Raw genomic sequence first — 22,064 nt, 5'->3', positions numbered from 1 at the left:
AGCAAGCTCGCTCCTACTAAAAACAACCGGGCCTGCTCAACTACCAAACACCGTCCCCACGCTGTCGGCATCCATCCCGCGCTCCAGCTTGATCTTCAACGCCAGGTCGGTACGCGAATCGGCAAACTTCAGCGCATCGGCCACGCTCACGCGGCCTTCCTCCAGGAGCCTGTAGAGGCTCTGGTCGAAGCTCTGCATGCCGCTCTCCAGCGCGCGTTCCACCGCGCCCTTGAGTTCGGGCAGCTCGTCGCGCTGGATGATGCCGCGGATGTGCGGCGTGCCCAGCACCAGCTCCACCGCCACGGCGCGGCGCTGGTGCGTGCCGGGCACCAGGCGCTGGCCGACCAGGGCCAGGATGTTCTGCGACAGGTCGGCCAGCACCTGCGGGCGGGCCTCGTCGGGGAAAAATCGGGTGATGCGCTCGATGGCGTGGCGGCAACTGGTGCCGTGCAGGGTGGCGACGCACAGGTGGCCGGTTTCGGCGTAGTGCAGTGCGTGCTGCATGGTGGCGGCGTCGCGGATCTCGCCGAGCATGATCACGTCCGGCGCCTCGCGCAGCACGTTGCGCAGGGCGTCCTCATAGCTGTGGGTATCCAGGCCGACCTCGCGCTGGTCGATGATCGACTTCTTGTGCATGTGGAGGAACTCGATGGGGTCCTCGATGCAGACGATGTGCCCGGAGCGGTGGCGGTTGCGAAAATCCAGCATGCTCGCCAGGGTCGTTGACTTGCCCGCGCCGGCCGCGCCGATCACCAGGATCAGCCCGCGATCCTGCATGGCCAGCTTGTCGAGGATCGAGGGCAGGCCGAGGGCGGTCACGTCCGGGATCACCTGCTTGATCAGGCGCACCACCATCGCCACTTCGCCCCGCTGAAAGTAGATGTTCGCGCGGAAACGCCCGACGTCCGGCACGCTCAGGGCCAGGTTCATCTCCAGGTCGCGCTCGAAGTCCTGCGCCTGGGCCGGCGACATCAGCTGCCAGGCCAGCGTCTTCACTTCACCGGGTTGCAGCACGCGATCATCCGCCGGCTGGCTGTGGCCCTCGGCTTTCAGGTGGGGCGGTGCGCCGACGCTGAAGAACATGTCGGAGCCGCCGCGTTCTGGCAGTAGACGCAAATACTGGATGACGTCGGGGAGAGGAGTGTCACTCATGGGATCGTCCTTGGATGGCGAGAATGCACATCTGCATTGAGCCTAGCCGCAATGCCGGACGGGAGCCTAGGTGAGGCTGCGGCACGCCGTGTTGACGCGCCGCAGGGAAGCGCTTCAGGTCGACAGCTGGTTGGCGAACTGGCCCACGGCGTTGACCACGCGCTGGGCGCTGTCCTGGATCTCGATGATCACCGTGCCGGCCTGGCCGGAGAGCTCCAGCCCGAGTTCGGCCTGCTGCTTGCCGCGGTCGATCATGGCCACGGCCTGGCCGGCCAGGTGCTGGTTCTGTTCCACCACACGGGTGATTTCCTCGGTAGCGGCGCTGGTGCGCGAGGCGAGCTGGCGCACCTCGTCGGCGACCACCGCGAAGCCGCGTCCCTGGTCACCCGCGCGGGCGGCTTCGATGGCGGCGTTGAGCGCCAGCAGGTTGGTCTGGTCGGCAATGCTGCGGATGCTCTGCACCAGCGCGCCGATGGCCTGGGACTGGCGGTCCAGCGCCTCGATGCCCTGGGCGGCCTCCTGCATGCGGTCGGCCAGTTCACGCATCACTTCCACCGTCTGCTGCACCACGGAGGCGCCCTTGGTGGCGCTGTCGTCGGTGGTCTGCGAGGTGTCGAAGGCGATGGTCGCGGCTTCGGCCACGGCCCGCTCGCGGTGCACCTGCTCGGTGATCACGGTGGCGAACTTCACCACTTTGTAGAGGCGGTCGTGGGCGTCGATGATCGGGTTGTACGACGCTTCCAGCCAGACTTCATGGCCACGACTGTCGACGCGCTTGAAGCGGTCGGCGACGAACTCGCCGCGGCGCAGCTTGGCCCAGAAGGCCTCGTACTGCGACGAGTTGTAGTCGGCTGGCTCGCAGAACATCCGGTGATGCTTGCCCTGGATCTGCGCCAGGCTGTAGCCCATGGCATTGAGGAAGCGGTCGTTGGCGGTGAGCACTTCGCCCTGCAGGTTGAATTCGATCACCGCGGTGGAGCGTTGCAGCGCCTCGATCAGGTTCTCGTGCTCGCGGGAATTCTCGATGGTGCGGGTCAGGTCGCTGGCGTGGATCGAGAAGTGCCGGACCACGCCGCTGCTGTCGTGCATCGGCTGCAGGATCGAGCGCAGCCAGGCTTCCTCGCCATCGCCGCGCAGCAGGCGGATCACCCCGGCCAGGTGCTCGCCGCGTTCAATGGCGTGCTTGACCCGCAGGTGGAAGTCGAGCCCGCGCACATGATCGGGAATCAGGTCCAGCAGCGGTCGGCCGATAAGCTGGTCGCCGCGATGGAGCATTTCCTTCTCGAAATTGGCATTCACCGATTCGATGCGCCCACGGGGGTCGAGGAATAGGACGAGCATTTCCTGGTCGAGGCTGGCGCGGACCTCGTTGACCGAGGCGAGCTCTTCACGCAGGGCGGCCAGTTCCTGCTTCAGACGCGAGTTGAACATTCGTGGGCTTTCTCTAGTGGTGAGGCACGAAGGCTGCTGCCGATTCGTTTCACCTATTGCATCGGCTGATCGCGCCGCGACTTTAGCCCGAATCACTTGGCGCATCCCACGTGCAGCAAGGGCTGGCGCCATTTTTCAGACAGTGCTCGATAACTCCTGGCTGATGTCGATCGCGGCGCGCAACTGGTCAGTTTCCAGTGGCTTGTGCAGCAGTTGGCTGCCGCTGGCGGCGGCTTCGCGTATGCGCTCGGGCGAGGTGTCGCCGGTGACGATCAACGCCGGTACCCGGCGCGACAGGTAGCCGCGGATGCGCCGGATGGCATCAGCGCCGGTCTGGCCTTCGCCCAGGCGGTAGTCGGTGAGGATCAGGTCCACCGGCGCGTGGCCACGATGGCTGGCCTCGATGTGCCGCTGACAGGCGAGCAGGGCACTGGTGCCGGGGTAGACGCGATGTCCCCAGACCTCCAGCAGGTTGCACAGCGCGTGCAACACGTCGTACTGATCCTCCACCACCATGATGCCCAGGCCGGGGCCGCGTTCGCCTGGTTCTGGCGGCGGAGCAACCTGCAGCGGCGCCTCGGCCAGCGGCAGGCGCAGGCTGAATACCGAGCCGCGGCCGGGCAGGGAACGCAGTATCAGGCGATGGCCGAGCAGGCGAGCGGTGTGACGCACGATGGCCAGACCCAGGCCGAGGCCTTGCTTGCGATCGCGCTCCGCGTTATGCAGTTGGACGAATTCGTCGAAGATGACCTCCTGCTGGCTGGAATGGATACCCACGCCGGTGTCGATCACCTGGATCTCCAACTCCCGGCCGCGCCGACGGCAGCCCAGCAGTACGCTGCCGCTGCGGGTGTAGCGGAAGGCGTTGCTCAGCAGGTTGTCGAGCACGCGCCTGAGCAGCAGGGGATCGCTGTCCACCCACAAGCGGCTCTCGCGCACACGCCAGCGAAGATTGCGCTCGCTGGCGGTGCCAGCGAACTCGCCCTGCAGGTCGCCGAACAGCTTGCGCAGCGAGATCGGTTCGCGTGCCACCGGCACAACCCCGGCGTCGAGGCGCGAGATGTCCAGCAGGCCATTGAGCAGGTCGCCAAGGTTGCCAAGCATGGCGCGCAGCCGTGTGGCGATATCGCGCGCCTGGCGGGCGTCGACCGGGCCGCGTTCGGCGAGGGCGGCAAGGGCGCCGACGAACAGCCCGAGGGCGTGGATCGGTTGGCGCAGGTCGTGGCTGGCGGCGGCGAGGAAACGCGACTTGGCCTGGTCGGCGGCGCGGGCGCGGTCGCGCTGTTCGCGCAGGTCCTGCACAAGGTCGGAATTTTCCTGGCGCAGGCGGATGGTTTCGCACAGGCTGCGGTAGGTCACCCGGCTGTAGTACAGGTTGACGCCGGCCAGGCACAGGATGAAGAAGCTGTAAGTGGTGTGCTGCTCGTCGGCTACGCTCAGACACAGCACCAGCACGGGCAGCAGCATTGCGGCCAGCGACCCGACATAGGCCGGAGGATGGGCCGACAGCGACGGCACCGCGCCACACACCAGACCCGTGAGCACGATGCAGGTGAAGGCGAACAATTGTGGATCACCGTGGACGAAGCCGACCCAGCCCAGCCAGCCCCACAGCAGGCTGCTCGCCCAGGACAGCAGCGTATTGCTCCACAGCCAACTTTTGCCCAGCGTGCGCGCAGGGGCTTGCCGGAAGTACGTGCGTGCCAGGACAATCCGCGCCAGCGTGAGCGAGTAGAGTACCGCCAGCCAGAAGACCATCGCCGTCGGCGCCATGGCATTACGGAAGATGTACAGCACCGGCAGAGGGATCACCAGGTTGGCGAAGAGCACGGCATACGACTGGCGGAACAAGAGATCGACCAGGTCGCGCTGTTGCAGGCTGTTATGCATGTCCGTAGTGCCTCAGGGAGACGAGTGATGGAAGGGAAGCGCGAGCTGCGGGTGCTCATCGCCGATGACCACGGCATCGTAAGGGACGGCCTGCGCCTGCTGCTGTCGACCCTGGACGACATCCGCATCGTCGGCGAGGCGGCGGACGGCTTGCGCCTGCAGGCTCTGCTGGAGGAGCAGCGCGCGGACCTCCTCCTGCTCGACCTGAACATGCCCGGCCTCAACCGGCTGCAGTTCATTCATGAACTGCGCCAGCGCCATCCCCGGCTGAGAATCCTGGTGCTCACCGCCAACACCGAACTGGCGACCGTGCGTTCGGTGCTCGATGCCGGCGTACACGGTTACCTGAGCAAAGGCGAGGACACCGCCGAACTGCTCGAGGCCATAGTCGCCCTGCGCAGCGGGCAGCACTACCTGGCGCGTGCCCTGCGCTTCCAGCTGGAAAGTCCGACCGCGCGCCGGCAAGGCGATGCCGATCTGCTCTCGGCCGTGGAGCTGACCCGCCGCGAGCGGCAGATTCTCTCCCTGGCCGCCCAGGGCCGCAGCGCACGGGAGATCGCCGAGCACTTCAGCATCAGCCCGCTGACCGTGCGCAAGCACCGCGAAAACCTCATGCGCAAGCTCGACCTGCACAGCCCCGCGGAGCTCGCGGCCTACGCAGTGCGCCTGGGCATTCCCAGCGCCTGAGTCGAAGCAGTGCCTTGCCTGCATGCGCATGCTGCGGGTCCTGTCGGTGGAGGGTTCGGCAGAGACTAGCGTCCCGCAGGCCGGGGAAAAATACGGCAACTGTCGTATGTGCCGGCCCCGCCTCACTCCCTAACCTTGCGAAACGGACCAGACGCCACGTTGATGCGCGTCGGCCGATACCCGATCAAGGGAAGGATCACACCATGACACTGCCTGCCTATTGGGCCTCGTTCGCTGTGGCGACGCTGGCCTTCGCCTGCATGCCCGGCCCGGCCATTCTCTACATGACCTCGCAGACCCTCGCCCACGGCCGCCGCGCCGGACTGCACGCCGCGCTGGGTATTCACCTGGGCTGCTATGTACACATCTTCGCCGCCAGCGCCGGGCTCGCCGCGTTACTGCACCACGCGCCCAATCTCTACCTTGCGCTGAAGCTGGCGGGGGCCGCCTACCTGATCTGGCTCGGCGGCTCGATGATCTTCGGCCGTCGCCGGTCCGAGCACGGCGAGGGCGTGGAAACCCGGCCGAAGGTGCTGCGCGACAGCATGGTCGTGGAGATACTCAATCCCAAAACGGCGCTGTTCTTCCTCACCTTTCTGCCGCAGTTCGTCGACCCGGCCGCCAGCCTGCCGGTGGGCCTGCAGTTCTTCATCCTCGGGATGATCGTCAACCTGGTGTTTTCCACCGCCGACGTGCTCGCCGTGCTGTTCGCCTCGCTGCTGCTGGGCGTGCTGGGGCAGGGGCGCGGGCAGCGGGTGATGCCGCGGGTGTGCGGTTCGATTCTGGTGGGGCTGGGAGTGATGCTGGTGGCCCGAGGCGGGCCAGTGTGACGCGGGGAACTTGAGCGAAAAGTCGAGCGGGAAGGAGAGCAGGCGCCGCCCCCGGAGACGGGCGCGGCGCGGGCAAAGCGGATCAGTCCTCGCGGCTGGTCACTTCAACCAGGTGGTAGCCGAACTGGGTCTTCACCGGACCCTGGACGACATTCAGCGGCGCGCTGAACACGACCTGATCGAACTCGCGAACCATCTGGCCCGGGCGGAAGCTGCCCAGGTCGCCGCCGCTGCGGCCGGACGGGCAGGTGGAGTTGTCGCGCGCCACCTGGGCGAAATCGGCGCCGCCTTCGATGGCGGTTTTGAGTTCATTGCACTTGGCTTCGCTGGAAACCAGGATGTGACGGGCGGATGCACGGGCCATGGGATAACTCCTGAACAGGCAGTAGGAAAGGGCGAAGCCTAGCCGATTCCGCTGGCGAACCCAATGCCGGTTGCCCAATGGTAGGGCGGATGGTGTAGAGGTGGACGCTGTCCGTGATCTGTCCAGCGCTGCAACTGCCGGAGCGTTCGTTCGCGAGCAAGCTCGCTCCTACAAAAAGCCCCCACGCCGAAGCCATCCCTGTAGGAGCGAGCTTGCTCGCGAACCACCCATCCCCAGAGCCGCCGTGAGTTCATCGCGGACAGAGTCCGCTCCAACCCGCCCCGACAGAAGCCCCACGCCGAAGCCATCCCTGTAGGAGCGAGCTTGCTCGCGAACCGCCCACCTCCAGAGCCACCGGGAGTGCATCACGGACAGAGTCCGCTCCAACCCGCCCCGACAGAAGCCCCACGCCGAAGCCATCCCTGTAGGAGCGAGCTTGCTCGCGAACCGCCCACCTCCAGAGCCACCGGGAGTGCATCACGGACAGAGTCCGCTCCAACCCGCCCCGACAGAAGCCCCACGCCGAAGCCATCCCTGTAGGAGCGAGCTTGCTCGCGAACCGCCACCTCCAGAGCCGCCGTGAGTTCATCGCGGACAGAGTCCGCTCCTACGCAAACACTGCCCTCAGGCGCCAAACACCTCGCTCAGGTGCTGCTGGTAGCGCTGCACGTCGCCCTCGATGTTCGGGCGTTTCATTACGTCCACGCAGAGGAAGGTCGGAAGCGGGCTCATGCCCAGGAACTGGTTGGCCTTGTGGAAGGGGAAGTACACAGCGTCCACACCCTTGCCCTCGAAGAAATCAGTCGGGTCGTCGAAGGCCTGCTGCGGGGCGTTCCAGGTGGCCGAGATCATGTACTGCTTGCCTTGCAGCAGCCCGCCGCTGCCGTACTTCTGCGACGAATCGGAACGGGTGCGGCCGTCGTTGGCGTAGAGACTGCCGTGGCCGGCGGTGAATACCTCGTCGAGGTACTGCTTGACGGTCCAGGGCGCGCCCATCCACCAGCCGGGCATCTGGTAGACGATGACGTCGGCCCAGAGCATTTTCTGCACTTCTTCCTGGATGTCGTAGCCGCCGTCGATGAAGGTTTCCTTCACGTCGAATCCGGCGTGGTCCAAATGCGCGATGGCGGCTTCGTGCAGGGTGGCGTTGTAGCGGCCGTCAGAATGGGCGAACTGTTTGCCGCCATTGATCAGCAGGATCTTTTTCATGGTGTGGGCCCTGAAGTGAGAAATTGGATGGCGGCAGAATATCGGGCGGAGCAGGGTGGAAAAACCCGATTTCGGACAAATGATCCGTGCGTGAGATTCAAAAATACGCAGGATTGATTTGCGTCAGGATTAGGCAATCTTTCCATCCACAAGGAATGCCCATCCGATGTACGCCTTCATCCTCCAGGCCCACACGCTTCCGGAAAAATCCCAGGCTTTTGAGGACCTGTTCCGTGCCTACCTGACCCCCAGCCGCGCCGAGGAAGGCTGCATCCACTACCACATGCTGCGCGACGCCAGCGACCCGACCCTGTTCACCTTCTTCGAGGTCTGGCAGAGCCGCGAACACCTGGCCATCCACTCCTCGTTGCCGCACATGCGCGAGTTCCACGAGCGGCGCATGGAGTACCTGCGCCGCGATTTCGATATCCAGGAAGTCGAGGTCATGCAACCGCGCTGACCGGCGCTCAGGCCACCACCCGGTTGCGCCCGCCTTCCTTGGCCTTGTAGAGATTGGCGTCCGCCGCGGCGATCAACGCCTCGATGCTCTGGGCCTCGGTGTCGGAGGTGCTGGCCACGCCGATGCTGATGGTCACCACGCCGCGCTGGCTCTTTTCGTGGGGCAGCGCGGTTTCTTCCACCTCGCGGCGGATAGACTCGGCGACCCGCGCGGCGGCGGCACTGTCGCAGCCGGGGAGGATCATCACGAACTCTTCGCCGCCATAGCGCGCGGCGCCATCTTCTTCGCGGCGGCAGCCCTTGCGCACCAGATGCGCCACGCTGATCAGTGCCAGGTCGCCACGCGGGTGGCCGTAGTGGTCGTTGTAGGCCTTGAACTGGTCGATATCCATCATCAGTACCGCCAGGTGGCCGTCTCCGGCGCGGCGGTGCTGCCATTCCTGCTGCGCCTTCTCATCGAACCAGCGACGGTTGTGCAGGCTGGTCAGCGGGTCGGTGTCGGCCTGGTTGCGCAGATGGCTTTCCTTGGCGTCGCGGCGGCGCAGGTGGCGTGTCAGGCGATAAGCAAAGAAAAGGGTGGCGGCGTTGATCCCGACCAGCAAGCCGCTGGTGATCCAGGTGCGCGCGGTCCAGGTGTTGAGGATCGCTTCGCGGCACAGCTCCACCGATACCACTGCCTGGTAGTCACCGATGCGTCGGTAGCCGCGCCAGTAGGCGTTGGATGCGCTGCTTTGCTGGCGGAAGTAGTCGGCTCGACCGCTGTCAACGAACTCGCGGAAGGTCGATGCCTCTTCCTCGGTGCAGCGCTGTGGGTCCGCCGGCCATTGGGCCAGGACGCTGCCATCGAGCAGACGGATGGAGATCACCCCGTGCTTGCCGAGGTCCAGGCCACGCACGAAGGACTCCAGGTGCTGCAGCTCCTTGATCGCGGCGACCACGCCGACGAACTGGCCATCCTTGTTGATCACCGCACGGCTGAGCGCGGTGCTGACTGAGGAGCCCGGATAGGACGGCATGAAGGGATGACTGAGGAACAGTCGACCAGGATTGCCCTGTGCTCGCGTGAAGTAATCGCGCATCGACAGGTCGCGGCTGGACTCGCCGGCATGGTTCAGGTCCGCCAGCAACTGGCCCTGGGCGTCGGTCACCACGAGCGTGCCCGCGTGCATCGAGCCGGCGGCGTGGCCTTCGACCAGTTCCTGCAGGACCTGCTGTGACAGGTCCGGTGTTGTCGGGCCGGTGATGACATTGGAGAGTGTCAGCAGCGTCTGCGCATGCACATCCAGGTCGCGATGGAACTCGCGCTCCACCAGCAGCAGGGTGTTCTTGCCGCTGGCGTGGGCGTAGGCCAGCGCATCCTGCTTCATCTGCAGCATATGCCAGCCGGCCAGCAGCGAGGCGAGCACCGCCAGCAGGAAGGTCAAGCAGAAAACGCGAATCGGTTTGAGCACTGCATACCTCCCACCATGGCTCGGAAATCGTTCAGGTTCCTGAATTGTCCGATATGTCGGGTGGCATACAACGGCAGTTCGAAGCCCCTTTGCGCTATGTCAGGCCGCGAGGCAATTTATCGTGCTGAGAGTTGTGCAACCTTTTCCAGGTTTTTCCGCCAAGGGAACCTGATCGCTGCAGGCGCAGCCAAATGCCGAGAAATCACGCATCATTGAGCCCTTTTCGACCATCGGAGCCGTCCATGCCCAGCCAGTCGTTCCTTCCGCGTAGCCTGTTGTTGTCGCTCGGCCTGCTGGCCGCCGTCGGCGCCAGCGCGGCAGACCAGGATCAACTGCTCGAAGCCATCAACGCCTACCGGGGTGAAGTGCAGTCCTGTGGCGGCCAGGCCTCCCAGGCGCTGCCGCCGCTGTCGCCGGATTCGCGCCTGGCGCTGCCGGCATCGGCAGGGGAGTGGAAGGCCGCCCTGAACCAGGCCGGCTATCCGATGAGCAGCGTGCGCATGCTCAGCCTCACCGGCCCGCGCGATGTGACGGCGGCCATGAAGGCCTTGCAGGAAAGCTTCTGCCAGGTACTGCTGGACCCGCAGTTCGTCGACGTGGGGATCAAGCGCGAGGGCGATGACTGGCGCATCCTGCTCGGCCGCCCGCTGCTGCAGGCCAAGCTGGGCACCTGGGAGGCCGAGGGGCAGCAGTTGCTGCAGGCGATCAACCGCGCTCGCGGCACGGCGCGCCAGTGCGGCGGGCAAGCCTTCGGCCCGGCCGGTGCGCTGAGCTGGAACGCTACCCTGGGCGGCACCGCCGAAGCGCACAGCCGCGACATGGCCAACAACAACTACTTCGATCACAAGGGCCGCGACGGCAGCACGCCGGGCGACCGCGCTGAGCTGGACGGCTATGCCGGCCAGCGCATTGGCGAGAACATCGCCGCCGGGCAGGGCAACGCGCAGAAGGTGGTGGAGAGCTGGCTGGCCAGCCCCGGCCATTGCGCCAACCTGATGAATCCGCAGTACAGCGAACTGGGCGCGGCCTACGCGGCAGACCCGAAGAGCGACGCGGGCATCTACTGGACGGCGATGTTCGGCTCGCCCTGAGCCATCATCGACCGCCGCTGGTCGCGCCGGGCTCGGTGGCCTGGCGCTTCACCTTCGCCGCGAGGATGGCCGCCTCGACCGCCGCCAGGGTGCCCGAGGCGGCCGGCAGTTCGAACACGCGGCTCTCGGCGAGGGTGGAGACGCGCTCGCCGCTGTCCAGCGTGAATTCCATGAACGCCAGGTGCTCCGACCAGGAGCGATAGCGTCGCACCATGAACAGGCTGTGGCGGCTGCGCACCGAACTGATCTTCTCCAGCGCGATCTGCCGGTGACTCTCGTTGCCGCACAGCACCAGCTCGCCCTTCTCGATGAAGGCCGGTTCCGCCCGCGAGACGCGCAGCCATTCCACGGCGAAGCGCGCGCCGAGCAGCAGCAGGCAGAGGGGCAGGGCGGAGAACAGGCTGACCACGCCACTGAACATCTTGATCAGGGTGAAGGTGGCCATCGCCAGCAGGATCAGCAGGGTGGCGGCGCGATAGAAATGGACGTTGTCGAACTCGGTCTGCGGCAGGAACCGGACATCCATGTGCATCTTTCCTCGACGACTGCAAAACGATTTCCAGCCAGACCTTTTAGCAGACTGAGCACCACTTGCCACGCGATGTCGGTCACGGCTCGGGGTGCCGAAAAGGAAAAACCGGCGCCAGGGCGCCGGTTTTTCATGTGTCGCAGCGGAAACCTCAGTCAGTTCCCGCCTGAACCTTGCACTCAGTGCGCCTGGTTCAGGGTCAGGCGCATGTGGCGGTTCACATCCTTGTACAGCAGGTAGCGGAAGCGACCGGGGCCACCGGAGTAGCAGGCCTGCGGGCAGAAGGCGCGCAGCCACATAAAGTCGCCGGCTTCCACCTCGACCCAGTCCTGGTTCAGGCGGTACACCGCCTTGCCTTCCAGTACGTACAGGCCGTGCTCCATCACGTGGGTCTCGGCGAACGGGATCACGCCGCCCGGCTCGAAGTTGACGATGTTCACGTGCATGTCGTGGCGCATGTCGGCCATGTCGACGAAGCGGGTGGTGCTCCAGCGGCCTTCGGTGTCCGGCATGACGCGCGGCTCGATGTCCTGCTCGTTGGTGACGAAGGCTTCGGGCAGCGGTACGCCGTCGACTTTCTGGTAGTGCTTGCGAATCCAGTGGAAGCGGGTGTGCTGGCCAGTGGTGTTGCGCACCTTGTAGTCGGCGCCCGGCGGAATGAACGCGTAGCCGCCCGGCTGCATCTTGTGTACTTCGCCCTGCAGGGTCAGGGTCAGCTCGCCTTCGACGATGAACAGCACCGCTTCGGCGTTGATGTCCTGCTCGGGCTTGTCGCTGCCGCCCTGGGGCGCCAGCTCGACGATGTACTGCGAGAAGGTCTCGGCGAAGCCCGACAGCGGACGGGCGATGACCCACATACGCATGTTGTCCCAGAAGGGCAGGTGGCTGGTGACGATGTCACGCATCACGCCCTTGGGGATCACGGCATAGGCTTCGGTGAACATGGCGCGGTCGGTGAGCAGCTCGGTCTGTGCCGGGTGCCCGCCGTGCGGCGCGTAATAGGTGGATTTGGCCATGGGTTGGTTCCTCATTGTTGTCTTGCTGCCCGGCGCGTGCGCGCCGTGGTGAGCAATTCGTGCAGAGCGGCGCGTTTGTCGGTGCGCTGTCTGTCGCTGGAAGCCACGATATCCAGCGGCGTGTTCATGCACAAATTAAATGTTGGAATCCGCTGTATTCGATTTGTAAATGCGCACATGACGCACTCAGGCTCGCGTGTCCTGGGCCAGAACTCGCGCCAGCACCCGCGCCAGCTCCTTCACCATCGGGTCGACTGCCGGACGGTGCAGCATCGCCACTTCGAACATATCCACCGAGGGTAGCCCGGTATTCTTCGGCAGCACGGCATGCTCTGCTGTCACCGCGCGCTGTGGCAACAGACCAATGCCCATGCCATCGGCGATGGCCGACTGGATGCCGGAAAGGCTCGAGCTGGTGAAGCTGATGTGCCAGCGCCGGCCGATGGATTCCAGCGCAGCGATCATCTCGTCGCGGTACACCCCGCGCGGCGGGAAGGTAACGATGGGCAGCGGGTCCAGCTCGATGCAGGCATTCTTCGCGCTGTCCACCCAGCGCGTCTTCTCTGGCCAGCAAGCCACCGCCTCGCGGGCGTTCTGCCGTTGCTTGAGCAGCACCAGGTCCAGCTCACCGCGGTCGTAGCTGGCGGACAGGTCGCGGCTCAACCCGCTGGTGACCTCCAGCTTCACCTGTGGATAACGGCGGTTGAACGCAGCCAGCTGTTCGGTGGTGCGCCCGGTGGCGAAGTCATCCGGCACGCCGATGCGTACCGTCAACGCCACGGTCGCGCCGGATAGCGCCTCGACCATCTCGTCATTCAACGCCAGCAGGCGCCGCGCGTAACCCAGCAGCGTATCGCCGGCATCGGTGGGCAGCACATCACGATTGCCACGTTCGAGCAGGCGATGCCCGGCCATCTCTTCCAGCCGGCGGATCTTCTGGCTGACCGTGGACTGGGTCGAATGCAGGCGCGCGGCGGCTGTGGTGAAACTGCCACAGTCGGCCACCGTGACGATGGCGCGGAGCAGGTCGAGGTCGAAGAGGCGGGTATTTGGTTTGTCACTGTCGCTCATGGCGGTATCTGAAATCTGAATGCGATACCGCTTTCTAACAGCTCAGCCCGAGCCCCGGCAAATCACCTGGCGTCAGCTTCGCTCAGAAGTCGACAGTCTTCGCCCAGGGATCGTTCACGCCACCGCCGCGCCGATCGCCTTTGCGGCGGTCGTCTTCGAAGCGAATGGTTTGTCGTCGGTCGGCGCTGCAGCGGCGTTCGCCGTGGCGGGTGTCGATCTGGAACTTGGCTTTCATCGGCATCGCCGCGACGGGCGTGGCAGCGGGTTCCAGGGGAACCAGGCTGAGTTCGTCGCTGTTCAGATCGTCGAAATTGAAGTCACTGAGGTCGAAATCGTCGTCGAGATTCATCACGCGTCGCTCCACTGCAATACCCTCAGTGGTGAGCGTAGAGGTGTGGTGGCGTTACGCCTTATCAACCGACGGACTGCACGCCGGACGTTTCCTGCAGCGCAATCTAGACTGCAGAAGCTGACCATATCCGGGGGAACCACACGGAGAGCGTCATCATGAAACGTCTACCGCTGTCCCTGCCGGTGCTGGCTGCTGTTGCCACGTTGTCCGGCTGCATGAGCAATGAAGAGTTCCTCGCTTCGAACCAACAGGCCGCGATCAAGGCCACCGAGTCGCGTGCGAAGTTCGAGATGAACTGCGAAGCGGTGACCAGCAGCGTGCTGTCGAGCAAGGTCACCAGCGTCCGCCGCGCCATGGAGCGCACCGAGTACACCATCGGCGTGCGCGGTTGTAACAAGCAGGCGACCTACATCACCTACTGCCTCAACCCCGAAACCTGCAATGCCATCGCCGATACGGCGCGGATAGGGGCGCCATAAGTCTCGCCGGGATGGGAGGTTCGTGGTCCATCCTGTACCCCCAATGACTTTCCGCTTCAGATGCGGGCCGTGTTTGCGCGATTCCTTGGGGGGGCGCCCCGCCGGCCTGTGCGGCGGAGCGAATGGCGCTGTCACTCTTCCGGCAGCTCCCGCCCGTGGCGCTTGCCCAGCGCTGTCACGTAGTCCACTTCATTACAGAGTTCGTAGCCTGCCATGAAGGCCGGGGTGTCGATCTGCGTGCCTTTCTGTTGAGCCTGGTCGTAGGCGGCCTGGTCGTAGGCGGGGAGTTTGTTATGGCTGAGGAATTCATTGATCAGTGCGATGCGCTGGGCGTCGCCTTCGTCGTAGCCGCCGTCATAGAAGAGGCGATCGATGCAGGTGACGGCGCCCTGGTAGCGGGATTGCGCTTCATTCAGTTCGAGGGCGTGGGCGCTGCCGGTCAGGGCCAGGCTGAGGGCGAGCAGGGTGGTGCGCAGGTGCATGGGGCAGACTCCGTTCTACAGGTTTGAGGATGGCGGCGTTCATCCAGCGCCGCGTCTGGTGCAACCAAGTCGGATTCACCAACGAAAATGCCCCGCACAAGGGCGAGGTTCTTCGTTCATCGATCAGTGTTCAGCGCCGGCAATGGGCGCCGTTGGGGAAGTTCAGGAGAGTGGCCGGGAACGGTCGGGATACAGGGCCATCGCTTCGCTGCGCAGGGCCAACGGGTCTGCGCATGAAGCCGCTGCATGATTGGCTGTGCCATGGAGTTTCGTCCCTGAAATCCCGGTTGTTGCGCTGGATTCTGCCTGGAGGGATGGCATGCGGCTACTACGCAATTCACAAATCTTTCAGTGGGTCGGGCTGGCTGCTCAATCCAGCCAGCTATGCCACGCCAGGCGAATCGCGCCGTCCTGCAAGGGCAGCAGGGTGAGGTTCGGGGCCTGGCGCAGGTCGGTGACCAGTTGGCTCCAGGCGGCGGAGTCGTCGCTGGGTTCGCGGCGCAGGGTGATGCCGAGGTTCTTCAGGGTGGTCGGGTCTGCCAGCAGGGCGTTCACGCGGGCGGAAAGCTGGTTGTAGGTTGCGGCGTGCATGGGGGGCCTCCAGTTCGGGGTGGATGGAAAATACTGTATGTAAATACAGTATTTCTTGTAAAGCCCTGCGTGACCGTCGGTAGATGGGGTTCGGTCGGACGCGAAACGGGACGGCTCTGGCGCAGTACTTCGGGGTATTGGCGGGGCGTTGCATTGCTCGTATCGGGGCACAGCCCTTGAGCGCTGTGGGATTGAGAATTCCTGGGTCTTGGTCGTTCTGAAAATGGAACGCTAGAAGCGATTTTTGCCATCTGGTGCAGCAAGGGTGTCGAAATTAATCTCTCTTCCCATGCAGTGACGCACTGCAAACGAGTCCAAAACCTTCCGGCCCAGCCGGCACCCACTGAAAGCAAATCGAGGATTTCACCATGACCAACGCCACCTACAACCGCCTGGACAAAGACAACGCCGCCGTACTGCTGGTCGACCACCAGGCCGGTCTGCTCTCGCTGGTCCGCGACATCGATCCGGACAAGTTCAAGAACAACGTGCTGGCGCTGGGTGACCTGGCGAAGTTCTTCAACCTGCCGACCATCCTCACCACCAGCTTCGAAACCGGCCCCAACGGCCCGCTGGTGCCCGAACTGAAAGCGCAGTTCCCGGACGCGCCGTACGTTGCCCGCCCCGGCCAGATCAACGCCTGGGACAACGAGGACTTCGTCAAGGCGGTGAAGGCCACCGGCAAGAAGCAGCTGATCATCGCTGGTGTGGTGACCGAGGTGTGCGTGGCGTTCCCGGCGCTGTCGGCCCTGGCGGAAGGCTTCGATGTGTTCGTGGTTGCGGATGCTTCCGGCACCTTCAACGAGATGACCCGCGACGCCGCCTGGCGCCGGATGGAAGCGGCCGGTGCGCAGCTGATGACCTGGTTCGGCGTGGCCTGTGAGCTGCACCGCGACTGGCGTAACGATATCGAAGGGCTGGCGGCGCTGTGCTCCAACCACATTCCGGATTACCGCAACCTGATCACTGCCTACAGCACGCTGACTGCTGGCAAGTAACAGTCCGCTGAAATGAAAATCGGAGCCTCCCGTGAGGCTCCGGTTTTTTGCTTTTTTTGTAGGAGCGAGCTTGCTCGCGAACTGCGTGGCACGGTGCTTTGTCGTAGGAGCGGACTCCGTCCGCGATGTCTCTGCCCCGCGCCTTGGTTTCCCGCGTCGCAGCGTCGTGCGCGTCGGCCCCTCGTTTCGCCCCTTCGGGCGAGTCCCTTTTGTCAAACGCCACAAAAGGAACCAAAAAGTCTTGCCCCGGACATCCGGTTTTTCGCCTAGGCGAAAAATTCCCTCGTTGAATCGAAGTTTCAGGAGCCCGCGCTGACGGGCCATCCCTGGCCCGACAGCGCTCTCGCGACATCCATGTCGCTCAACCCCTGAAACTCCAATTCAACGAGGCCTCCTGAACGGGGCGGTCCGGAGTGCTCGGAAGTCGCTTTGGAAGTCTTCAAAAGCAAACAGAAGTAGCCCTTACCTGTAGGAGCGAGCTTGCTCGCGAACCGCGTGTCACGGTGCTTTGTCGTAGGAGCGGACTCCGTCCGCGATGTCTCTGCCTCGCGCCTTGGTTTCCTGCGTCGCGTCGGCGTGCGCGCCGGCCTCTCGTTTCGCCCCCTCGGGCGAGTCCCTTTTGTCAAACGCCACAAAAGGAACCAAAAAGTCTTGCCCCGGACATCCGGTTTTTCGCCTAGGCGAAAAATTCCCTCGTTGAATCGAAGTTTCAGGAGCCCGCGCTGACGGGCCATCCCTGGCCCGACAGCGCTCTCGCGACATCCATGTCGCTCAACCCCTGAAACTCCAATCCAACGAGGCCTCCTGAACGGGGCAGTTCGGAGTGCTCGGAAGTCGCTCTGGAAAACTTCAAAAGCAAACAGAAGTAGCCCTTACCTGTAGGAGCGAGCTTGCTCGCGAACTGCGTGGCACGGTGCTTTGCCGTAGGAGCGGACTCCGTCCGCGATGTGTCTGCCTCGCGCCTTGGTTTCCCGCGTCGCGTTGGCGTGCGCGCCGGCCTCTCGTTTCGCCCCCTCGGGCGAGTCACTTTGCCAAACGACGCAAAGTAACCAAAGGTCTTGCCCCGGACATCCGGTTTTTCGCCTAGGCGAAAAATTCCCTCGTTGAATTGAAGTTTCAGGGGCACGCGGCGAAGGGCCATCCCTGGCCCATCGCCGCTCTCGCGACATCCATGTCGCTCAACTCCTGAAACTTCAATTCAACGAGGCCTCCTGAACGGGGCGGTTCGGAGTACGCGGAGGTTTCTCTGGAAAACTTATCAAGCCAAAGCCAAAGCCAAAGCCAAAGCCAAAGCCAAAGCCAAAGCCAGATCTGTACAGTCGCGGTCTTCGCACCAACGGATTTCGCCTGCGCCTGGAGTTTCCATCCACATCGCAATCACGGCTTAGCACGAACGTAGGATGGCGTGGAGCGCAGCGATACCCATCAATGCACACCACCCACAGCGATGGGCGTCGCAATCTCGCGGAGCGCCGCCCGATCAGCCATTGCCGAGCGGCGGCAGAGTGCGGTTCGCGAGCAAGCTCGCTCCTACAAAGTTGCGGGCTTCAGCCCCGACTCCGGCTCTCGCTTTGGCTTTTTGTGAGTCTTCCAGAGAAACAGCCGCACGCGCCGAGTGCTCCTTTCAGGAGGCCGAAGGTGATCGGAGTTTCAGGGGGAGAGCGGCATGGATGCCGCGGAAGCCGCGACTGGCCATGGATGGCCCTTCGCGGCGGCCCCCTGAAACTCCGAAGAACCGAGGGTACTTTTCGCGAAGCGAAAAGCCGGATGCAGGGGCAAGCCCTTTGGTTACTTTCTGGCGTTTGAGAAAGTAACTCGCCCGAGGGGGCGAAACAAAAAGCCCGCGCGCACGCCGGCGCGACGCGGGAAACCAAGGCGCGAGGCATACACATCGCGGACAAAGTCCGCTCCTACGAAAGACCAGCGCAGCGAAGGGAAGAGCAGAGCGATGGGTATCGCTCCGCTCCACACCATCCTACGCACCACCCTCCAGCCGGGCACTCAACTCCGGCCATTGCCGATACGGCACCCACAACACGCTTTGCCACCTCACAACACCGACATCGACTCCGTCGGCCCACGCAGCATTTCCCGGCGCGGCTCGCCCAGGTCGGTGCGGTGCTGGTCGCGCAACGTCGGAATCACTTGCTGCGACAACCACTGCCGCACGCTGCGATTCTCCGGATGGAAGTAGTGGATCAACGCGGCATAGGCGCCCGACTCGCTGATCAGCAGCTCATCGACATATTCGCCATTGCCATCGCGCACCCAGGCGCGGCGGAACTGGTCGTCGTCCAGGTTGCGCTCCACGCGCTCGGCCAGGTAAGGCGAACCGATCAGCCGCCCCAGGTCGTGGGCGCAGAACCAGCACTGGTCTTCCAGCAGCACGGCGCGCAGCAGGCGCTTGTGGCGGATGAATTCGGTGGGGATCAGGAACTCTTCAGACATGACGCACCTCCGGGATGGAGGAGGAAGAGGGTGGGTATAGCGAAGCGCCTTCGGGGCGAAGACAAAGGGGGACGGGCATATCCATTTCCTCAATGGGTACACCGCTGCTTTCGGGAGCAGTATTGCCGCTATGTGAAGCGTTTCTTAGGCGCAGAGTGACTCTTAACAGTAGCATCCGCGGAGTGCAAGGTGAGATGAGTGCCGTTGAAGGATGTAGGCGCTAGTGTTTAAATGGAATGTGACTGATTTGTCAGAATCCTTATTAGAAAATTGGCAAGGCTTTAAAGGGAATTTTCATGAAGGTAACACGGCTCAAACTAAAGAATTGGTTGAATTTTAGAGAAGTAGACGTCTCTCTTGAAGATCGCTGTTATCTACTAGGGCCAAACGCTGCGGGGAAATCAAATTTTTTAGATGTTTTTAGATTCTTGCGAGATGTCGCAAAGCCTAATGGTGGGGGGCTACAAAAAGCTGTAAACGATAGGGGGGGAATTAAAAAGCTTCGTTGTCTTCAAGCGAGAAGAGATCCGGTTGTTAGAATAGAGGTTCATCTAGAGGAAGGGTCGACTAAATGGGTTTATGCGCTTGCCTTTCAAAGTGAAGGAAAGGGTGCTCAGCGCCTTATTGTCAATGAGGAATATGTTGAGCGGGATGATGTTAAGCAATTTATTCGTCCAGATGTTGCAGATAGAAAGGACGACTTGCGTTTAACTCAAACGTATCTTGAGCAAATAAATGCAAATAAAGGTTTTAGGCCTATATGTGATTTCTTTGCGGCAACAACCTATCTTCATCTAGTTCCTCAATTGCTGCGATTTGGGGATCAACTTGCCATTAGAAATATGGAGGATGATCCTTTTGGTCAAGGTTTTTTGGAGCGAATAGCAAGAGCTCATGATAGGACTAGAGTAAGCAGGCTAAAGAGAATTGAAAAAACGCTAACAGCTGCTTTGCCACAGTTTAGAGAGCTTCAATTCATTAAGGATGATGCAGGAAAGCCACATCTTCAGGCTCGTTATGAGCATTGGCGGCCAAATGCCGGATGGCAAACTGAGGAGCAATTCTCAGACGGTACACTTCGCTTGATCGGACTTCTTTGGTCGATGATGGATGGAGATAGTTTGCTGCTTTTGGAAGAGCCAGAGCTTTCTCTCAATGATGCAATTGTCGAAAAGATTCCGCTAATGATCGATCGAATACAGCGGCAGTCAAAACAGCGCAGGCAAGTGTTACTTAGTACCCATAGTGAAGCGTTGCTTAAGAGTCCAATTGATGGGCATGGAGTACTTTTGCTGGAGCCAACGGATAAAGGTACACGTATTCGTTTGCCAGATAGTAACGAAATGAAAATGCTAGAGTGCGGATTGACAGTTGCGGAGGTTATGTTGCCTAAGGCTCGCCCGCAGCTATCTCTTCAGGGAACACTTTTTGATTAAGGCCCCATATGGACGTGGTTATTGCGACGGAAGATGACTTGAGTGAGGTTGTCCTCAGGAAAATTCTTTTTGATATTTCAGTGGATTATAATGTCCATACTAGTCTTGGGAAAGTGGGCTTTGGGTATTTGAAGCAAAAGATTGTAAGCTTTAATAAAATGGCGAAATTTATGCCTGTTATTGTGCTTGCTGATCTAGATCGTGCGGAGTCACGTGAGGCTCTCCTTGAGAGTTGGTTGCCAGGGGAAAAGTCCGACGGATTGGTTTTTGCGGTTGCCGTTCGTGAGGTTGAGTCGTGGATCATGGCCGACTCGGAGTCGTTTTCAGATTTTTTAGGGGTTAGCAAGACTGTAATACCTCGCGCCCCTGATAGTATAGAGAAAGCCAAGTGGAGGTTGTTGGAAGTTGTTGGGCGGTCGACAAAAAGGACAATTAAGGACGAGATACTTCCTAAGAGAGGGAGCACATCGCCAGTTGGGCTTGGATATAATGAGAACTTGTCTAAGTATGTGTTGGAAAGTTGGTCGCTGGAGCGCGCGCGCGCGGCATCTCCCAGTTTGGGAGCAACCTTCGATCACTTACTGAATCTTAAGGATTCAATTCTTTTTAACTGAATTCAAACAAAAAGCCCCGCACTAGGCGGGGCTTTTCGCTTTCTAATCACTGCCCCAACATTCCATTTCGGGTGACAGCGTTTCTAATGGTCTTGACTTGCGGTGGTGCTACTACTTCCGTCAGTCCCAGCTCAGCGCGCCGCCGGTCTGGTACTCGATCACGCGGGTCTCGAAGAAGTTCTTTTCCTTCTTCAGGTCCATGATTTCGCTCATCCACGGGAACGGGTTGCTGGTGCCCGGGTATTCCTCTTTGAGGCCGATCTGGGTCAGGCGGCGGTTGGCGATGAACTTGAGGTAGTCCTCCATCATCGCCGCGTTCATGCCCAGTACGCCGCGCGGCATGGTGTCGCGTGCGTATTCGATCTCCAGCTGGGTGCCCTGGAGGATCATCTGGGTAGCCTCGTCCTTCATCTGGGCATCCCACAGGTGCGGGTTCTCGATCTTGATCTGGTTGATCACGTCGATGCCGAAGTTCAGGTGCATGGATTCGTCGCGCAGGATGTACTGGAACTGCTCGGCGGTGCCGGTCATCTTGTTGCGGCGGCCCATGGAGAGGATCTGGGTGAAGCCGCAGTAAAAGAAGATGCCTTCCAGGACGCAGTAGTAGGCGATCAGGTTGCGCAGGAACTGGCGGTCGGTTTCCGGGGTGCCGGTTTCGAACTTCGGATCGGAAATCGAACGGGTGTACTTCAGGCCCCAGGAGGCTTTCTTCGCGACCGAAGGAATCTCGTGGTACATGTTGAAGATTTCGCCTTCATCCATGCCCAGCGACTCGATGCAGTACTGGTAGGCGTGGGTGTGGATCGCTTCCTCGAAGGCCTGGCGCAGGATGTACTGGCGGCACTCGGGGTTGGTGATCAGGCGGTAGACGGCCAGCACCAGGTTGTTGGCGACCAGCGAGTCGGCAGTGGAGAAGAAGCCGAGGTTGCGCATGACGATGCGGCGCTCGTCTTCGGACAGGCCGTCCTTGCTCTTCCACAGGGCAATGTCGGCGTTCATGTTCACTTCCTGGGGCATCCAGTGGTTGGCGCAACCATCCAGATACTTCTGCCAGGCCCAGTCGTACTTGAAGGGTACGAGCTGGTTGAGGTCGGCACGGGCGTTGATCATCTGCTTGTCGCCGACTTGTACGCGGGCGGCGGAGCCTTCCAGATCGTCCAGGCCTTCCTGGATGTCCAGGGCGTCGAGGGCCTGCTTGGCGCGGGCGACGGCGTCGGAGTCGTTGGCGGATACGGCGCGTGCTTCTTCGACGGAGCCTGCGGCGTCAGCGTCGAGTTTGTCAGCGTTCTGCGCAGCGGCCTGGGCGACGGCCGGGGCGGCCTTGGCTTCGGTGGCGTCTTCTTTGTCGAATTCGTCCCAGCTCAGCATGGGCTTCCTCTCCTGGTTCTGTGGGCTGCTCTGTGGCGGCCTGGTGTCTGGTTGCGTGATGGATGCACGCTAAAGCTTTGGATGCTTGGGGAGGGCTTTTGAAAGCCCCTCTCCCT

Annotated in this window: 21 protein-coding genes and 2 pseudogenes; 8 read left to right on the top strand and 15 right to left on the bottom strand. The window is 62.2% G+C overall.

What is annotated here, in order from left to right:
• Positions 1–36: 36 nt before the first annotated feature.
• From AC2T4A_RS25400 to AC2T4A_RS25385, 4 genes and pseudogenes are all read right to left on the bottom strand, one after another.
• Positions 37–1,152 carry a PilT/PilU family type 4a pilus ATPase gene (locus AC2T4A_RS25400; RefSeq protein ID WP_486742082.1) on the bottom strand — a complete coding sequence of 372 codons (1,116 nt, stop codon included), beginning with the start codon at positions 1,150–1,152 and terminating at the stop codon, positions 37–39.
• A 114-nt stretch (positions 1,153–1,266) separates the two neighbouring features.
• A pseudogene (locus AC2T4A_RS25395) lies at positions 1,267–1,707 on the bottom strand (methyl-accepting chemotaxis protein); the annotation flags it as partial.
• Between the two features lie 147 nt (positions 1,708–1,854).
• Positions 1,855–2,493: pseudogene (locus tag AC2T4A_RS25390) on the bottom strand (PAS domain-containing protein); the annotation flags it as partial.
• A gap of 225 nt (positions 2,494–2,718) precedes the next feature.
• Entirely contained in the window at positions 2,719–4,473 is a 1,755-nt protein-coding gene (locus AC2T4A_RS25385) for a hybrid sensor histidine kinase/response regulator (protein WP_486742081.1), read from the bottom strand.
• Positions 4,474–4,500: 27 nt separating this feature from the next.
• Here AC2T4A_RS25385 and AC2T4A_RS25380 point away from each other — a divergent pair, with 27 nt between their 5' ends.
• Positions 4,501–5,160, top strand: a complete 660-nt coding sequence (locus AC2T4A_RS25380; RefSeq protein WP_486742080.1) for a response regulator — start codon at positions 4,501–4,503, stop codon at positions 5,158–5,160.
• Positions 5,161–5,363: 203 nt separating this feature from the next.
• Positions 5,364–5,990 (top strand): LysE family translocator, encoded by a 627-nt coding sequence (locus AC2T4A_RS25375; RefSeq protein WP_416752048.1) that lies wholly within the window; start codon positions 5,364–5,366, stop codon positions 5,988–5,990.
• Positions 5,991–6,072: 82 nt separating this feature from the next.
• Here the strand turns inward: AC2T4A_RS25375 and AC2T4A_RS25370 are convergent, their stop codons facing one another.
• Complete coding sequence (locus AC2T4A_RS25370; RefSeq protein WP_184594568.1) at positions 6,073–6,354, bottom strand: peptidylprolyl isomerase; 282 nt, start codon at positions 6,352–6,354, stop codon at positions 6,073–6,075.
• Positions 6,355–6,978: 624 nt separating this feature from the next.
• A complete protein-coding gene (mdaB, locus tag AC2T4A_RS25365) occupies positions 6,979–7,563 on the bottom strand; it encodes an NADPH:quinone oxidoreductase MdaB (protein WP_416752051.1) in 585 nt (194 codons plus the stop codon).
• Positions 7,564–7,729: 166 nt separating this feature from the next.
• Between mdaB and AC2T4A_RS25360 the strand changes: the two genes are divergently transcribed.
• Positions 7,730–8,023, top strand: coding sequence for a putative quinol monooxygenase (locus AC2T4A_RS25360; protein WP_486742079.1), 294 nt, complete (start codon positions 7,730–7,732; stop codon positions 8,021–8,023).
• A gap of 7 nt (positions 8,024–8,030) precedes the next feature.
• Here the strand turns inward: AC2T4A_RS25360 and AC2T4A_RS25355 are convergent, their stop codons facing one another.
• A complete protein-coding gene (locus AC2T4A_RS25355; protein WP_486742078.1) occupies positions 8,031–9,473 on the bottom strand; it encodes a sensor domain-containing diguanylate cyclase in 1,443 nt (480 codons plus the stop codon).
• Between the two features lie 242 nt (positions 9,474–9,715).
• Between AC2T4A_RS25355 and AC2T4A_RS25350 the strand changes: the two genes are divergently transcribed.
• On the top strand, positions 9,716–10,564 hold the full coding sequence (locus tag AC2T4A_RS25350; RefSeq protein ID WP_486742077.1) for a CAP domain-containing protein: 849 nt from the start codon (positions 9,716–9,718) through the stop codon (positions 10,562–10,564).
• A 4-nt stretch (positions 10,565–10,568) separates the two neighbouring features.
• On the opposite strand, the gene AC2T4A_RS25345 is transcribed toward AC2T4A_RS25350, so the two are convergent.
• From AC2T4A_RS25345 to AC2T4A_RS25330, 4 genes are all read right to left on the bottom strand, one after another.
• Positions 10,569–11,090: a hypothetical protein gene (locus AC2T4A_RS25345; RefSeq protein ID WP_486742076.1), complete on the bottom strand. Its 522-nt coding sequence runs from the start codon at positions 11,088–11,090 to the stop codon at positions 10,569–10,571.
• Positions 11,091–11,272: 182 nt separating this feature from the next.
• The gene (locus AC2T4A_RS25340; RefSeq protein ID WP_416752062.1) at positions 11,273–12,109 is read right to left on the bottom strand and encodes a bifunctional allantoicase/(S)-ureidoglycine aminohydrolase; all 837 of its coding nucleotides are present in this window, start codon (positions 12,107–12,109) and stop codon (positions 11,273–11,275) included.
• Positions 12,110–12,295: 186 nt separating this feature from the next.
• A complete protein-coding gene (locus tag AC2T4A_RS25335) occupies positions 12,296–13,180 on the bottom strand; it encodes a LysR family transcriptional regulator (RefSeq protein WP_486742075.1) in 885 nt (294 codons plus the stop codon).
• A gap of 82 nt (positions 13,181–13,262) precedes the next feature.
• Entirely contained in the window at positions 13,263–13,529 is a 267-nt protein-coding gene (locus AC2T4A_RS25330) for a hypothetical protein (protein ID WP_416752068.1), read from the bottom strand.
• Positions 13,530–13,687: 158 nt separating this feature from the next.
• On the opposite strand from AC2T4A_RS25330, the gene AC2T4A_RS25325 reads away from it, so the two are divergent.
• Positions 13,688–14,011 (top strand): hypothetical protein, encoded by a 324-nt coding sequence (locus AC2T4A_RS25325; protein WP_486742074.1) that lies wholly within the window; start codon positions 13,688–13,690, stop codon positions 14,009–14,011.
• A 131-nt stretch (positions 14,012–14,142) separates the two neighbouring features.
• On the opposite strand, the gene AC2T4A_RS25320 is transcribed toward AC2T4A_RS25325, so the two are convergent.
• Complete coding sequence (locus AC2T4A_RS25320; protein ID WP_478379836.1) at positions 14,143–14,493, bottom strand: hypothetical protein; 351 nt, start codon at positions 14,491–14,493, stop codon at positions 14,143–14,145.
• Between the two features lie 369 nt (positions 14,494–14,862).
• Positions 14,863–15,084, bottom strand: a complete 222-nt coding sequence (locus AC2T4A_RS25315) for a DUF1654 domain-containing protein (protein ID WP_024763117.1) — start codon at positions 15,082–15,084, stop codon at positions 14,863–14,865.
• 368 nt (positions 15,085–15,452) lie between these two features.
• Between AC2T4A_RS25315 and ycaC the strand changes: the two genes are divergently transcribed.
• Entirely contained in the window at positions 15,453–16,082 is a 630-nt protein-coding gene (gene ycaC / locus AC2T4A_RS25310; protein ID WP_478379835.1) for an isochorismate family cysteine hydrolase YcaC, read from the top strand.
• A 2,049-nt stretch (positions 16,083–18,131) separates the two neighbouring features.
• Here the strand turns inward: ycaC and AC2T4A_RS25305 are convergent.
• Positions 18,132–18,530: a BRO-N domain-containing protein gene (locus AC2T4A_RS25305; RefSeq protein WP_486742073.1), complete on the bottom strand. Its 399-nt coding sequence runs from the start codon at positions 18,528–18,530 to the stop codon at positions 18,132–18,134.
• A gap of 296 nt (positions 18,531–18,826) precedes the next feature.
• Between AC2T4A_RS25305 and AC2T4A_RS25300 the strand changes: the two genes are divergently transcribed.
• Positions 18,827–19,966, top strand: a complete 1,140-nt coding sequence (locus AC2T4A_RS25300) for an AAA family ATPase (RefSeq protein WP_486742072.1) — start codon at positions 18,827–18,829, stop codon at positions 19,964–19,966.
• 38 nt (positions 19,967–20,004) lie between these two features.
• Entirely contained in the window at positions 20,005–20,580 is a 576-nt protein-coding gene (locus tag AC2T4A_RS25295) for a hypothetical protein (protein WP_486742070.1), read from the top strand.
• Between the two features lie 120 nt (positions 20,581–20,700).
• Here AC2T4A_RS25295 and AC2T4A_RS25290 read toward each other — a convergent pair whose 3' ends face one another.
• Positions 20,701–21,948, bottom strand: a complete 1,248-nt coding sequence (locus AC2T4A_RS25290; protein WP_045217833.1) for a ribonucleotide-diphosphate reductase subunit beta — start codon at positions 21,946–21,948, stop codon at positions 20,701–20,703.
• Positions 21,949–22,064 lie beyond the last annotated feature (116 nt).

The organism is Pseudomonas sp. PVC-3-1 (genome assembly GCF_057444315.1).
The sequence above is the reverse complement of the archived record's forward strand: the minus strand, read 5'-3'. Positions and strand labels throughout refer to the sequence as shown.